Origin of the sequence: Winogradskyella sp. PG-2 (genome assembly GCF_000828715.1) — a bacterium.
Lineage (GTDB): Bacteria > Bacteroidota > Bacteroidia > Flavobacteriales > Flavobacteriaceae > Winogradskyella.
In genome coordinates this window covers 3,523,038-3,537,487 of the sequence record NZ_AP014583.1, presented here as the reverse complement: position 1 = coordinate 3,537,487, position 14,450 = coordinate 3,523,038, and the positions used below count along the sequence as shown (strand labels likewise).

General features: G+C 32.7%; 13 protein-coding genes. 5 read left to right on the top strand and 8 right to left on the bottom strand.

Annotation, left to right across the window (positions count from 1 at the left end; translation table 11 throughout):
• The first annotated feature begins 9 nt into the window (after positions 1–9).
• Together WPG_RS15880 and WPG_RS15875 are read left to right on the top strand one after the other, a co-directional pair.
• Complete coding sequence (locus WPG_RS15880) at positions 10–1,704, top strand: hypothetical protein (RefSeq protein ID WP_045474476.1); 1,695 nt, start codon at positions 10–12, stop codon at positions 1,702–1,704.
• 220 nt (positions 1,705–1,924) lie between these two features.
• Positions 1,925–2,233 carry a hypothetical protein gene (locus WPG_RS15875; RefSeq protein WP_045474474.1) on the top strand — a complete coding sequence of 103 codons (309 nt, stop codon included), beginning with the start codon at positions 1,925–1,927 and terminating at the stop codon, positions 2,231–2,233.
• Here the strand turns inward: WPG_RS15875 and WPG_RS15870 are convergent.
• Together WPG_RS15870 and WPG_RS15865 are read right to left on the bottom strand one after the other, a co-directional pair.
• Positions 2,222–2,686, bottom strand: a complete 465-nt coding sequence (locus WPG_RS15870; RefSeq protein WP_045474472.1) for a GNAT family N-acetyltransferase — start codon at positions 2,684–2,686, stop codon at positions 2,222–2,224. The two genes, WPG_RS15875 and WPG_RS15870, sit on opposite strands and share 12 nt — an antisense overlap.
• The gene (locus tag WPG_RS15865) at positions 2,676–3,689 is read right to left on the bottom strand and encodes a formimidoylglutamase (RefSeq protein WP_045474470.1); all 1,014 of its coding nucleotides are present in this window, start codon (positions 3,687–3,689) and stop codon (positions 2,676–2,678) included. The genes WPG_RS15870 and WPG_RS15865 overlap by 11 nt, the downstream gene beginning before the upstream one ends.
• A 109-nt stretch (positions 3,690–3,798) precedes the next feature.
• On the opposite strand from WPG_RS15865, the gene WPG_RS15860 reads away from it, so the two are divergent.
• Positions 3,799–4,686: a hypothetical protein gene (locus WPG_RS15860; protein WP_045474468.1), complete on the top strand. Its 888-nt coding sequence runs from the start codon at positions 3,799–3,801 to the stop codon at positions 4,684–4,686.
• Positions 4,687–4,741: 55 nt separating this feature from the next.
• On the opposite strand, the gene hutI is transcribed toward WPG_RS15860, so the two are convergent.
• From hutI to fumC, 3 genes are all read right to left on the bottom strand, one after another.
• Positions 4,742–5,977 carry an imidazolonepropionase gene (hutI, locus tag WPG_RS15855; protein ID WP_045474466.1) on the bottom strand — a complete coding sequence of 412 codons (1,236 nt, stop codon included), beginning with the start codon at positions 5,975–5,977 and terminating at the stop codon, positions 4,742–4,744.
• Between the two features lie 105 nt (positions 5,978–6,082).
• Positions 6,083–7,516 carry a T9SS type A sorting domain-containing protein gene (locus WPG_RS15850; protein ID WP_045474464.1) on the bottom strand — a complete coding sequence of 478 codons (1,434 nt, stop codon included), beginning with the start codon at positions 7,514–7,516 and terminating at the stop codon, positions 6,083–6,085.
• A gap of 79 nt (positions 7,517–7,595) precedes the next feature.
• A complete protein-coding gene (fumC, locus tag WPG_RS15845; protein WP_045474462.1) occupies positions 7,596–8,993 on the bottom strand; it encodes a class II fumarate hydratase in 1,398 nt (465 codons plus the stop codon).
• Between the two features lie 221 nt (positions 8,994–9,214).
• On the opposite strand from fumC, the gene WPG_RS15840 reads away from it, so the two are divergent.
• Entirely contained in the window at positions 9,215–9,934 is a 720-nt protein-coding gene (locus WPG_RS15840; RefSeq protein ID WP_045474460.1) for a hypothetical protein, read from the top strand.
• 158 nt (positions 9,935–10,092) lie between these two features.
• On the opposite strand, the gene WPG_RS15835 is transcribed toward WPG_RS15840, so the two are convergent.
• Together WPG_RS15835 and WPG_RS15830 are read right to left on the bottom strand one after the other, a co-directional pair.
• The gene (locus tag WPG_RS15835) at positions 10,093–10,755 is read right to left on the bottom strand and encodes an ABC transporter ATP-binding protein (RefSeq protein ID WP_045474458.1); all 663 of its coding nucleotides are present in this window, start codon (positions 10,753–10,755) and stop codon (positions 10,093–10,095) included.
• Positions 10,756–10,798: 43 nt separating this feature from the next.
• Positions 10,799–13,312 (bottom strand): DUF5916 domain-containing protein, encoded by a 2,514-nt coding sequence (locus WPG_RS15830; protein WP_045474455.1) that lies wholly within the window; start codon positions 13,310–13,312, stop codon positions 10,799–10,801.
• Positions 13,313–13,535: 223 nt separating this feature from the next.
• On the opposite strand from WPG_RS15830, the gene WPG_RS15825 reads away from it, so the two are divergent.
• Positions 13,536–13,820 carry a hypothetical protein gene (locus WPG_RS15825; RefSeq protein WP_045474453.1) on the top strand — a complete coding sequence of 95 codons (285 nt, stop codon included), beginning with the start codon at positions 13,536–13,538 and terminating at the stop codon, positions 13,818–13,820.
• A gap of 49 nt (positions 13,821–13,869) precedes the next feature.
• Here WPG_RS15825 and WPG_RS15820 read toward each other — a convergent pair whose 3' ends face one another.
• A complete protein-coding gene (locus WPG_RS15820; protein ID WP_045474451.1) occupies positions 13,870–14,439 on the bottom strand; it encodes a hypothetical protein in 570 nt (189 codons plus the stop codon).
• Positions 14,440–14,450 lie beyond the last annotated feature (11 nt).

Genomic DNA, 14,450 nt, shown 5'->3' with positions numbered 1-14,450 from the left:
ATAGAAACAATGATAAAATCATACTGGAATAAAGGAGCAAAACAAAAACGAATCACAATTTTTGTAGCAATACTGTTACTCATTCTATTATTCTTTTTTAGGGACGATTATCAACCAGTGCTATTATTTTTAAGAAAGTACATTTTTGTTATTATAGTAAGTTTATTGGTTTTGATTTTCGGACTAAGAAAATTCAGAAAAACAGCAAGTACTGGTGGACGACTAGGAATTCTTGGGTTATTAATTTTGTTTTTCGGTCTATTGTATTCAGCTGGCTGGCATTTTCAACTCTACGATTATATGAAAACGTATAATGTTTTTAATAGTCTTAATAAAGTTGAAATAAATGAATTGCCACTAACGCAGAATGAGCGTATTCAACCTTTACGAAACATTTTTTCTATGGCTAACGAAAGCGTAGGAGAAACAAAAGATGTGTCACTACCACATTTAGTAAGAATCGGAACTGAGAATAAGTGGACAATGGCAATTCAGCCAAGTGAAAAATATGTAATGCAACAAGTTACTGATAATACAGAAGAGGTTTTTGCTGTGAGTAGTACAACACCATTTCCTAGGTTTTCTAATGAGAATCGTATCGATGTGACCTTTTCTATTGGTGAATCTTTAAAATTTAGTAGAAATACATATAATGCTGTAGTACAACGTTTTAATCCTTGGATGTTGTTTAATTATGAGCCTAGTGATACATTTTATATGAAAAACGATGGTGGTGTATGGGTACAAGTCGTTAGTTTAATTAAATGGAAAGGCTTCTTTTTTCCTTATCCAACATTTGGTGGTGTTATGATTATTGATAATGGTGAACATGATTTTAATGATTATATAGAGCGCATAACTATTGGTAAAGGCACTTTTGTACATCCAGATAATATTAAAGACTATCCATTTTTAAATAAGCAAAATACTTTGGCGGAAGAAGTGTCTCAACTACAAGCTGAATCTCTTAAATTCTTGGGTGGCTTTAGTGATCCATTACCTTGGAATATGGAAACTGCAGTTAAAATCCCATTAATGCCAAAGGATCAAAACCAACAACCTTATGTTACCGATTTTGATTTTGCTGGTAGTAATTCTGATGCATACAGCGGACTGTACCATTGGTTTGGATTAGAACCTGTAGGTGATGAGCGTACAAGCTTAAGTTATAGTGTTTTTATACCTGCAGATGGCAGAGATAATATGTATTATTATGATCATGCAACAAAGAAACAAGGTTATGCAGGCGTTTCAGCAATGCCTTTAAAAGTAAAGGAATCTCGTAAAGAATATGATTGGAATGCTAGTACACCTGTTGAGTTTAGACCATATGTCAAAGACATAGCTGGTAGAAAGCGTATGTTCTTCTTAGGTACCATATCTTCTATTAGTGATACCGATGCGCAACAATTTGATGGTTCTGCTACACCAGATTTGGTTTTAATTGATAGTGAATATCGTGATGTTATTTGGATAGACGTAAAGCATCCAAGTACTTGGGATGAAGAAGTTTATAATCAGTTAAATGAAGCTTGGAGATCTAGCGAAGGAATTGGCTACTACTACAAAGAAGAGCCAAAAGACGAAGATATCATCGAACAACAAATGGATTCTTTAATGCGTATTCCAAAAGTTGAAGACAAATCTGTAGAGATTGATAGACTTCAGCGTCAGATTGATTCTTTGAAAGCTGTTGGGAATTAGATATTTGGCCTGTAACTTTTAGCTAATTATATAGACTTATAATATAAATAATGTATTATGGGTTTCATGGGATTTGGTATGCAGAAATGGATCTATACGATGCGAGCTCGTAAGCCATTTTCTATGCAAGGAAAAGGCTCATTTACAAAAATCCTTACTTACCAGGAAATTTAAACTTCAACCCTCTAAAAATAAAGGAAACTACAATTTTGGAATTCTATTGCTTTTAGTAATCATAATTGTAACAAGCTTTGCAATACCAAATTGGTTAACTCAAGCAAGAATACATAATATAGAAGTAATTGCCTTAAAGATATCAAAAGATAATCAGGCATTTGATTTCTTAATGAATTCTGGAAAGAAACGGTTGAGAAGTGGAAATATCTATGACGCTTATTCAGAATTCAAATTAGCAGTAGCTATCAAGCCTGTTAATGAAGAAGTAAATCAGTTATTACTTGAAACAATAAGTATGCTCTGCGAAGAGAATGAAAATTATTGTAACGAGTTAGAAAATCTAATACTCTAACAACATCTTAATATCTGAGCGTACATAAGGACTATTTTTCTCAAGTTCTAATTCTATAAACCCATATTTGCGATAGAGATAAATGGCATTTTCTAGTTTAGTATTAGAGTAGAGAAGTAGTGCTTTTAAATGTTGTGTTTTTCCAAAATCAATACAATGTTGTAATAAGAGTTGCCCAATCTTTTGTCCGCGTTCTTCTGGTAATACAGCCATTTTAGTGAGTTCTAAAATACCATTTGTATCTGTTGGCATTAATGCAACAGTACCAACTATCTTATCATCTTTAATGGCGAAGAAAATAAAACCACCTTTATCAATAATATAGTTTTCAGGTTTACTTAAAACTTCTTCATCGAAAGGTTCGACATAAAAAAAGGTTTTTAGCCATTCAATATTTAAATCGTAGAAGTGTTTTGAATATTTATTGTCAAAATCTATAATCTTAATTGCCATAAGCTCTAATAAAATCTGTAATTAGATAGGTGATGAGTTTACCAACTTTAGTTGCTGTCTTCTTTGTAGGTGCTGCTTCACAGATATGCAAGTAGCTTACATTCTTATGTTGACCAAAGTAATTAATGAACTGTCTAGCTTGCTTTACGCTAAACCCACTTGGCGACATTGCACTACTTGGTATATTTTCAATAGCATCACAGTCTATTTCTATTCCAAAGTTTTTTTCTGAAATAAAATTAAGTGTGTTTTCTAATTCGGTATTGAAGTTTAACTCATTTCTAACTTCAATAGCTTCGTATGTATTATAATTTATAGACTTAATCTTTTTTAGTGTTTTATAAATTCTTTCTGAGGTATAATTTTCATGAAGCCCAAAAATGAAATAATTTTTAAGAAAACCTTCGGCATAAGCATAACTAAATCCATTGCCGCTATGTCGTCCTTCTTCTGCTCTAAAATCTGTATGCGCATCAAAATTTACAACATTGATCTTTTCTTTATAAGCTAATGAAGTACCTTTTATATTTCCGTAAGCATTGTTATGACCTCCTCCAATTATAATTGGTGTTTTACCTGCTTTGATAATTGATGAGATTATATGAGTAACATCTTTATCAATAGATTCTACTATAGTTCTTGCTTTAGAAACATTTTTTTTAGTTGATTTTAACTCAGTTAATGTTCGTTTTTCAGAATAATCCAAATGGCCAAGTACTAAAACGCGTTTTGCTTTGGTTTTACTATTACTTTGAATATTTAACAAAATTTTTATTGTGGCTTCCCATGCTTTGTAAGTCCCTGTTTTTCCGTAATTTGCGAAAACACCAATATCTTCAGAAATGCCAAATAAAACAAAGTCAACGTCTAAATTAGCAATGTCGTCGTATATGTTAGTGAGGTTAGGTATTAACTGAATATGTTCTCCAAATTTTGATTCTCCTTTACGCGCTTTTAAAATGGTATCGCGATCTTTTGAAGTAAATAATACGAGATTTTGCATTTGGACGTTTAATTAAAGATAAAATAAAAATACAGCTTTATTTAATTACTTTAATCTCTAGAATAAATTAAAAAATAAGAATTAACAATAACTTAAAAACAAATATTTTATGGAAGGTTCGCAGAAAACAAGTACAGGACTAAAAGTTGGATTAGGCATACTATTGGTTTTATTTTTAGGAACTGCATTTTATGCTTCTAAACTATACAGTGACAAACAAGAGACTGAAAAGACTTTAGTTAGTGAAAAGCAACAAGTAATGAATGATCTTAACAATATGGCACAAGAATACGATGCTGCTATTGCAGAGAGCGAAATTAAAAACCAAGATTTAATTGCTGCTAGAGATCGTATTACAGGCTTAATGGATTCATTAAAAGTATCGCAAAACAGTGTAAACAGCTTATGGAGATATAAAAAGAAGTTTTTAGCGCTTCAAGACGAAATGGATGTTTTATTAACTGAAAATGATCGTTTAAAAGTTGAGAATGAATTACTTGCGACATCATTAGATAGTACACAAGTACAGTTAGCTGAGCGTACTATGTTTACAGATTCTCTATTAGTGCAAAACACAGAATTAGCAACAGTTGTGAATGATGCAGCTGCTTTACAGACTGTTGGATTAATAGGAATGGGTGTTTTAGAAAGAAGCAGTGGTAAGCAAGTACCTATGGAACGTGCAAGACGAAGTGATAAGATAAAGGTTTGCTTTACAGTTGCTAAGAATACATTAACTGAGGCAGGTGATAAAGAGTTATATGTACAAGTTATAGATCCTAAAAACAATGTGTTAGGTGCTAATGACCAAGTGCAGTTTGATGATCAGGTTTTAAACTATAGTTTAATCAGTAGATTTAACTATGAGAATAGAAACTTAAATATCTGTGAATATGTTTCGCCACCAGAAGATGCGAAATTTGAAAAAGGGCGTTATAAAATAAATGTATTTAGCGCCAAGGAATTAATCTCTTCATCAGAGTTTAGTCTTAAATAAGAATTAATTATTTGATTGATAATAAAAATCCGGAGTTGTCTTCCGGATTTTTTAGTTATAATAATTGACCATTTATAATGACTTGCTCTACTGGGTTATGCGCAAACGCATAAGGGATTTCACTATAATGATTGAGTGGTTTTGTAATAATTAAATTCGCCTTTTTTCCTCTAGTAATACTTCCGTACATATTACTAATACCCATGGCATAAGCACCATTTATAGTTGCCGCATTAATAGCTTCTTCTGGAGTCATCTTCAACTTTACACAAGCAGCACTAACTACAAAATTCATATTTCCACTAGGAGCAGAACCAGGATTATAATCTGTTGCAATTGCTAAGGGCAATCCAGCATCTATAAGCTGTCTTGCAGGTGTATAAGGAATGTTTAAAAAGTAAGAACAACCTGGTAAAGCTACAGGAATGGTTTCACTATGCTTTAAAGCTTCTACATCATCTTCATTTAATTCTTCTAAATGATCAACGGATAATGCATTATGCTTTGCACCTAAAGCAACTCCACCAAGAATATTAAATTGATTGACATGAATTTTCGGTCTTAAATTATATTGAGCACCAGCTTTAAGTATAGATTCAGTATCCTTAATGTCAAAGTAACCTTCTTCACAAAATACATCTATATAATGCGCTATATTCAATTCTACAGCTTTGGGTATGAGTTCTTCAGTAATGAGTTTGATATAATCTTGTTTTTTTAATCTAAACTCTTCCGGAATTGCATGTGCTGCTAATAAGGTTGGGATGATCTTAGCCAAGCTATCTTGCTTAATACGTTTAATAACACGAAGCATTTTTAATTCAGCTTCAACAGTTAATCCATAACCTGTTTTAATTTCTACAGCACCAGTACCCATTTTAATCAGCTCATCTAAACGTTTTATGGATTGATTATATAAATCCTCTTCAGAAGTGTTTTGTAGTAATTTAGCCGAGTTTAAAATACCTCCACCATTATTGGCAATTTCGGCATAACTCAAGCCATTTATACGATCTACAAACTCTGAAGTTCTATCACCAGCATATACCACATGAGTATGGGAGTCGCACCAAGACGGTAATACGAGTTTACCACTAGCATCAATAGTAGTTTCTGCATCAATACCTTCACAATCTTTCATATCGCCATATTCAATAATAGTATCGTGCTCTATATAAACATAGGCATTCTCTAGTACAGGAAGTTTCTTCATATCATCACCTTTAACAATTGTGATGTTAGATTCGTGAACTTGAAGTAATTGCTTTATGTTGGTAATCAGTATTGACATGTGGTTGGCATTAGTTCTTTGTAAAGATTGTTATTTTTTTGAATAAAAAAAAACGCTAGCTTTTAAACTAACGTTTTTCTTTTAATTTTTTAAGTCTTAAATTATTTATTCTTTGATAAACTTCTTGTTAACCTGATTATTGATTGTAATCAAATAAACACCACTTTTAAGCTGTGATACATCTAAACTTTTATTGAGACCTAATGTTGTAGAAAGGACTTTTTTACCTAATATATTAAAAACTGAAATATCAATTGTAGAAGTATTTAGTCCTTCGAAATTTAATATAGCTTTTGTAGGATTAGGATAAATCTTCACAGAAGAAATCTCAAAGTCTTCACTACTTAAGGTTTCAAATAAGTTTTCAATATAATTTAAATTATCTGCACCATAAGCAGCACTAGCAATATCCATATCTAAATCACCATCAAAATCTGCGACATTATATACATAAACCTGAGATTGTGTATCATTAATAACCTGTTCAGCACCAAAAGTACCATCACCATTATTTTTAAACCAAGATAAATCTGTAACGTCTGCTAAAGCACCACTACTTAATATGATATCTAGTAAACCATCATTGTCTAAATCTTTTGCCTGTGCTACAGCCGGATTGTCTGTTGCAGTTGTAAATACAGTTTCTGTATATCCACCTACACCATCTTCTTCGTACCATAAAAGGTTACCTGAAGAAGGTGCGCCACCATAAGAGATTTCAGTCGCTAGAATATCTAAATTCGTATCACCATCTAAGTCTTCGAAATTTGCATTAAAAATTCCTAATTTGCCAGTAGCAACTGATGTTGCATCTTTTGCAAAAGCGACACTTCCGCCAGGTATTAGGTCATTTCTAAATATTTCTATAACATCACCAGCATATACAGCAGTAGCAACTAAAGCATCTAAATCACCATCACCATCAATATCTTTCATATTTATAACACCTGGAGATGATAAGGTATTATCTATTGAAGTCTCTAGTGTGAAACTTCCTGTACCATCATTTGAAAACCATAAAACTTCATTATCTACACTTGAAGTGATAGAAATATCTGGAGTAGCACCTGTATCAATTGTACCAACAAATAATCCACTTAGGCCATCATAAGCATCTGTTATGAGTTGCTCAGTTCCAAAACCACCAGTACCATCACCAGCAAACCAAACTAATTTAGAGCCTACACCATATGTGCCTCCTGCATAACTACCAAAACCACCAGCTAAAATATCAACATCACCATCACTATTTAAATCAACTAGCTTGATTCCTCCAATATTTATAAGTGTATTTGTAATTGCCGCTTGTTCTACAAATGTACCATCACCATTACCTTTATACCATACAATAACATTATCTTCATCAGTACCAACTAAAATATCTAGATTACTATCTCCATCAATTAAGCCATTGGCTATGGTGTAAGGATTATTTCCTGTATCTGTATCAATAGCTACTTTATCTTCCCAAACAGTTTGAGAATATACAGTTGTAGCAATGCAAAAGATTGATAATAAAGTAAGTAAAGTTCTTTTCATAATATTTTGTTTGTTTCCACGAATATATCAATTAATTGCTATTTTATGCATTTTATCGACAATAAAACACATTTAAACGTTATTTTAAACTACCAACCATATGTTCTGGTTTTACCCATTCGTCATAATCTTCTGCAGAAACATAACCTAAATTAATAGCCTCTTCCTTTAAAGTCGTACCATTTTTGTGTGCTGTATTGGCAATTTCTGCAGCTTTGTAGTATCCAATTTTAGTGTTTAGAGCTGTAACAAGCATTAAAGAATTATTTAGTAACTCTTTTATCACTTCATGGTTAGGCTCAATACCACTAGCGCAATTTTCCTCAAAACTCGTACAGGCATCACCAATCAATTGAGCTGATTGCAAAATATTAGCAGCCATCATTGGTTTAAAGACATTAAGCTCGTAATGACCTTGTGTGCCACCAACTGTAACGGCAACATCATTACCCATAACTTGTGCACAAACCATCGTTAAGGCTTCACATTGCGTAGGGTTTACTTTTCCTGGCATAATAGAACTTCCTGGTTCATTTGCAGGAATAATAATCTCACCAATACCAGAACGTGGACCAGAAGCCATCATTCTTATATCATTTGCAATTTTATTAAGTGATACAGCCAATTGCTTTAAAGCACCATGTGTTTCTACAATAGCATCATGAGCTGCTAATGCTTCGAATTTGTTTTCTGCAGTTACAAATGGTAAATCTGTAAACTCGGCAATATATTTTGCAACTAGTACGTCGTAGCCTTCTGGTGTATTAAGACCTGTTCCTACTGCTGTTCCACCTAAAGCTAATTGACTTAAGTGCGCTAATGTAGCTTCTAATGCTTTTAAACCATGATCTAACTGTGATACATAACCCGAAAATTCTTGCCCTAAAGTTAGGGGAGTTGCATCCATTAAGTGCGTACGACCAATCTTTACACAATCCTTAAATGCTATAGATTTATTATGTAGCGTGTTTCTTAATTTTATAACTCCAGGAATCGTCGTCTCAACCACTTTCTTATACGCAGCAATATGCATACCAGTAGGGAAGGTGTCGTTAGATGATTGCGATTTGTTAACGTCATCATTTGGTTGAATCGTTTTCTCACCTTTACCAATCACCTTACCAGCAATTTGATGTGCTCTATTGGCTACCACTTCATTAACGTTCATATTACTCTGAGTACCAGAACCAGTTTGCCAAATCACTAATGGAAACTGATCATCGTGTTTGCTTTCTAATATTTCATTACAAACCTGTGCTATTAAATCTCGTTTTTCTTTAGCTAAAACACCAAGATCGCAGTTGGTATAAGCAGCAGCTTTTTTTAGATAGGCAAAGCCATAAACAACCTCCAAAGGCATTGATGCAGCAGCACCAATTTTAAAATTATTACGAGAGCGTTCTGTTTGTGCGCCCCAAAGTTTATCTGCTGGGACTTTAACTTCACCCATGGTATCTTTTTCTATTCTGTAACTCATAATTCTATAGTTTTAAAAGCATTGCAAAATTACTCATTTTGTAAGTCTTTAGGAATTGAATTTATGCTTTTATTTGAAGAGTTTTAAAGCTAAAACGTTGATAAGTTTAAGACTATAAAAACAAAAATTACGTAGTTCTACGTATTGACTTTTTAACTTAGAAAAGCTAACTTAGCTTAACAAACGATATAGTCAATAGCAACTGACCATATCTAAGTGTTATGCAACCATTAAATGAACAAATAATGTCAAAAAAAAATGTAATATTTACAATTTTATTATTAACGTACCTAAATTCTTTTTCTCAAAATATACCCAACGACACTATCGTCAAAAAAGACGGAACTAAAATTATTGAGAATTTTAAAACTATAACTGTCCATAAGGATTATTTAATTACTAGTGCATATGAGATAAGTATAGAAAGAATAGAGAGTATTAATGAGGAGGACTTAAAAAAGATTGCCATACCTCTTAAGGAAATAGACAAAGTTATTAGTAATGGCATATATCAAAAAAAACGTAAATTTTTAAATGAAAATGATGTTATTTGGGAGTCGAAAAAAAATAACGATAAGAAAAAGGTGTGGGTTCATTCCCGTTCGCAAAGAAAAACGGTAATACTACCTGATGGAAAATTAAAACTTTTACCACTTTTAGTCGAAGGAGTATGTAATCTAACTATTGATTTAAAATTTGGAAACTATAGCAACCCTGATACACCACGTTATTATTACTATGTTCAACGTAAAGGAGAACAAAAAAGTACACTATTTAAAGGTGAACCGAGAGAATTCATTAAAACTAAAAAAATAGAGTATTTTGACGATTGTATGAAAGCAAAAGAATTTATGAATCCTCATAAAAAAATATCACGATTACAAATCATTAAGCTAGTCAAGTTATATAATGAGTATTGTGACGACCAAAAGCTTGATTAAAATAAAATAACGGTTGCCAACAATGTATAACCATAAGTACGGCGGATTCGACTGCGTCCGAATCCACTCGGAATTGCTAAAGGTTGTGCTAAACCGAAAATTAACACATATTAACCCGTCTCTGACTGTTATACGGAACCGTTAAGCGTAATAAAAATTTAGTTTACAATTTTTCCATCAACCATAGTCAGTTTTCGGTCTGCCATATCTGCTAGGTCTTGGTTGTGAGTTACAATCACAAAAGTTTGTTTAAACTCATCTCTTAATTTAAAGAAGAGGTTGTGCAATTGCTCTGCAGATTCACTATCTAGGTTTCCTGAGGGTTCATCTGCAAAAATGATATTGGGCTGATTTATTAAAGCTCTTGCTACTGCAACACGTTGTTGTTCGCCACCAGACATGCTGTTAGGCTTATGGTGTATGCGGTCTTTAAGCCCTAAATAATCTAATAATTCTATGGCGCGTTTTTCTGCTTCTACTTTCGGAGTATTATTAATAAATGCAGGTATACAGACGTTTTCTAAAGCTGTAAACTCTGGTAATAACTGATGAAACTGAAAAATAAAACCAATATGCTTGTTTCTAAATTTAGCCAGCGCTTTATCATTTAGAGACTTAATAGATTCTCCATTAATGATAAGCTCAGAATCCGTTTTGTAATCGGGTTTGTCTAAAGTGCCTAATATCTGCAATAAAGTGGTTTTACCAGCTCCAGAAGCTCCGACTATTGATATAATTTCACTTTCAGAAATAGTTATATCTACACCTTTTAAAACGTGTAAATCACTATACGATTTATGGATGTTACTAGCTTTAATCATACAAAAGCGAAAATACTACTTTATAAGATTATAGCATAATTAATTATGGTAACGTATTAAAAGAAGAAGGATAACTAAAGTTATTTGCTTGCTGAATAGGAGCTGTATTATCTTTTTTCTTAAAGATAGATTTAATACCGTTGAAATCTAAGAAATACTGCAGTCTTACTGAGAAGGTGTGTTGTATTGGTTGCTCAAATAAAGTATCAAGGCTTTCTGAGTAACTATCTTCTGCCATGGTATCGAAATTAAATAACTGATTTCTATATAATGCTGTTAAAAAACTGCCTGGAGCAAATTGCCAAGAGTAGCTTAAATCTATATTCCAGGTACTGAAATTTATATTTGGACTGCTATCAATATTATCTACAGTATAGCCAGAATCTGTTGTTAAACGACCATTATCTAATAACGTAAATAACTCATCATCATAATTTACAGTATCCCAATAATGCCTAAAACTTAAAGCCACAGTATTAAATGGGTTAAAGGTGTAGTTAGCAGAAATAGTATTTGTAATTGTTTTGCGATTACGCTCGCCAAATATAGGTTGGTCGTCTTGGTATGTTGCATAACCTCTTTGACCATTTGCCATTCTTAAATTAAATCTATAGACCATTAATAATTTATCGTTAGGCCTAACTCTTGGGCTAAAACTAAAATTATACCCAAATAAATCTCTACCATCTTCAAAGATTTTAAAGAAGTTTACATCGGTGTCAAAAGCAAATTTCTTATTGTAATTTGAAGAGTAAAAACCACCTGTACTAACTATATCTTCAAATATAAATGGTTTCCCATCTCTAGATTCAAAAAAATCGTATTGTTTGCCAGGTTCTACATTAAATCTAAAGCCAAAACCATTTAAGTTTTTCGTTTGTGCAGAGTAGCGTCCTCCAAAGTTTAAACCCGTAAATGTGTTTGGATTAGCAAGGTTTCTGTAATTCAACCAAGCGTTAAATCTGTAGTTATTTAAGTTTCCTTTTGGTTCAAAAGTTTGATACCAAACGTCTGCACCAAAATTATTGAAGTTATTTCTAAAGTTAAGCCCTAAATCATTTATTTCGTATTTAGTATCAGCAAATCTATGATCTACACTATAACGTAAATTACCATGAGTTTTTCTAATAATGAAAAATGAACTAAAGCCCGTTTCACTATCTGTGTTCTGGTAGTTTACATTACTCATTTTTGCTTCGGCATTAATGCGATAGGTGTTTCTTTTGTTCTGTAAATTTGTAACTAATGCCGTTGCATTACCATCTCTAAACTCACCTTCTCGCATTACATTAGTGTTAATTAAACTAATGGACGAGTTGCCATTAAATTGCTGATCAACGACTAAAATATTGTAATTGGTAAAAGGTTCTACGACTTCGCGACGTTTTTCACCTGTATCAGTATTTGTAATTGTCGCTTCAGTTTTTTCTGTAATTGCATTAAAAACACCAATACCTAAACCTTTTATTGTCCTACCAGACACTTTAATAGCATTTAAAACTTTAACCTCATTAGGTACATTAGCTTCTTCGTTATCATTAAGTGTTAACTCACCAGTTGGTGCACTGCCAACACGTCTTGAAAAAAAGAGGTCACCTTTAGAGAATAAGTCTACTCCTTCCGTAAAAAACTGGCGTTGTTCAGAAAAGGTTTGTTCAAAAGGTCCAAGATTTAATACAACATTGTCAAATCCTGCTTGGCTAAAATCTGGAACTAAAGTAGCATCGAGCGTAAAGTTATCTGTTAAACCATATTTAACATCCATGCCAAAAGTTATATCAATATCTGTATCTCCATCAAAACTATTTACAATTCCGGTTGAGAAAGGATAGAGGTTAAGCCTAACAGGTGGTTTTAAGTTTTTTAATCCTTTTAGTTCACCATGATATAAGCCAATATTACCTTGGGTAGGATCGAATTCATTCCAAGTAAATTGTGAACGATCTCTTCTAAAATGTCTATGAAACTGTAAACCCCAAGTTGGTTCTTCTTGATCAGGAAAACGTAAGGTTCTGTATGGAATTTCAATCTCTACAATCCAACCATCATCCATAATTTTTACGGCGCTTTGCCAAACAGCATTCCAACCAAAATCTTCACCAATACTTGGGTTAGCGATAGCATCTGCTTGTTGTCCTGAACTAAATACAAAGAATTGTGTATCGTTTTGAGCATCATTATTTGGGTTTAATACTACAGCAAAGAAATCATTCTGACCAAAATTATCTCTACTCGTCAACTGCTTCATTATTTTTGATAAATCATCGTAAAGATATGCTGCTACATAAATGGCTTTATCATCATAAGTCATTTTCACTTCTGTACGTTGCTCAGAAGGAAGTGTATTCCCAATATCTGGTCTAAATTGAATAAAGTCAGTAGCAATATCTGCAGTATCCCAAACAGAATCATCTAAAATACCGTCAATTTTTGGTGCTATAGTAGCTCTAGTAATATTAAGCGTTTTTTTATCTTTTGTTAAAACGGTGTTTTCCTGGGCTATAACAAGGTTGATAAAAAAAATGGATAGTAGAAGTAAAATTGAACGTAAGTTCATAATAGATTGATTGATTGATGATAGTTTAGTTTTTACTAGAGATATAATTTTTTAGAGATTGTTACAATTATCTTACAAATCTACATTCTCACAACTTGCATTGCTCTTAATTAAACGTTAAAAAGTATTTTGGTATGTTAACAGAACCTGTCAATGCTTTGTCAGTTGGGAGTTTTGGAATACTTATTGCTTTATTTGTTATGGATTAATATTAAATTTATAAATGAAAAAATACCAAATACTTTTACTTAGCCTTCTTTTTGATGTACTAGGCTATTTGTCTTTTATTATACCTGGAGTAGGAGAGTTCTCTGACATTATATGGGCACCTGTTTCTGCGTGGTTAATGACAAAATTATATAAAGGAAAAACAGGGAAAATAGCAGCAGTAGTAACATTTATTGAAGAAGCATTGCCTTTTACAGATGTTGTGCCTACATTTACTTTGATGTGGTTATATACTTTTGTTTTTAAATCAGAAAAGAGTGAGACTATAACCACTAAATAAAAAAGGCTACTGTTTTCAGTAGCCTTTTTTATTTAATACATAGAAGTAATTAATCTATTTCAGTATCGAATGTAATATCAATATCTGTATCAATCCCTGTTGCAGAACCAAATCCTGTACTATCATCTACACTAGGTGACTCATGGTAAAGTGCAACAGAAATAGTTCCATCACTAGCTGCACCAGCTGTCCACGTTGTATTTGCACCAAGTCTGTTGTTGTCTGATCTTACAAAATCGTTTGCAGCCCTTGCCATAGTGAAATTTAAGTTAGTTCCATAAACAAAGAAGTGTGCGTCGATACCTGCCTGTGATGACGTAATATCTTCTTCTAGGAAGTCTTCGTCCATGTTAAATAATTCGAGTGTAGCGTCATACACTTCGTTAGCGTCGAACTCACCAGTAACTGTTTTCTCAGTGTCATCTACAACTTCGTCTAAGTTAGTATCAATCCAACGTAATACAACAGTATCAGTAGCATTGGTTTGATTTACGAAAGTTAAAATTAACTGAGTAATTGCTTCTTCTTCATCAACTGCGCCTCCGTCATCGTCACTTGAACATGAGGCTAAAAGTGCTAAGCCTAAAAAAGCACTCATAAAAAATTTAGTAGTTTTCATTGTTTTAAAAT

Coding starts and splice junctions, on each gene's coding strand:
- WPG_RS15830 (WP_045474455.1), bottom strand. CDS start 13,312: ATGAACTTACGTTCAATTTTACTTCTACTATCCATTTTTTTTATCAAC.
- WPG_RS15840 (WP_045474460.1), top strand. CDS start 9,215: ATGCAACCATTAAATGAACAAATAATGTCAAAAAAAAATGTAATATTT.
- WPG_RS15865 (WP_045474470.1), bottom strand. CDS start 3,689: ATGCAAAATCTCGTATTATTTACTTCAAAAGATCGCGATACCATTTTA.
- hutI (WP_045474466.1), bottom strand. CDS start 5,977: ATGTCAATACTGATTACCAACATAAAGCAATTACTTCAAGTTCACGAA.
- WPG_RS15880 (WP_045474476.1), top strand. CDS start 10: ATGATAAAATCATACTGGAATAAAGGAGCAAAACAAAAACGAATCACA.
- WPG_RS15850 (WP_045474464.1), bottom strand. CDS start 7,516: ATGAAAAGAACTTTACTTACTTTATTATCAATCTTTTGCATTGCTACA.
- WPG_RS15820 (WP_045474451.1), bottom strand. CDS start 14,439: ATGAAAACTACTAAATTTTTTATGAGTGCTTTTTTAGGCTTAGCACTT.
- WPG_RS15825 (WP_045474453.1), top strand. CDS start 13,536: ATGAAAAAATACCAAATACTTTTACTTAGCCTTCTTTTTGATGTACTA.
- fumC (WP_045474462.1), bottom strand. CDS start 8,993: ATGAGTTACAGAATAGAAAAAGATACCATGGGTGAAGTTAAAGTCCCA.
- WPG_RS15835 (WP_045474458.1), bottom strand. CDS start 10,755: ATGATTAAAGCTAGTAACATCCATAAATCGTATAGTGATTTACACGTT.
- WPG_RS15860 (WP_045474468.1), top strand. CDS start 3,799: ATGGAAGGTTCGCAGAAAACAAGTACAGGACTAAAAGTTGGATTAGGC.
- WPG_RS15870 (WP_045474472.1), bottom strand. CDS start 2,686: ATGGCAATTAAGATTATAGATTTTGACAATAAATATTCAAAACACTTC.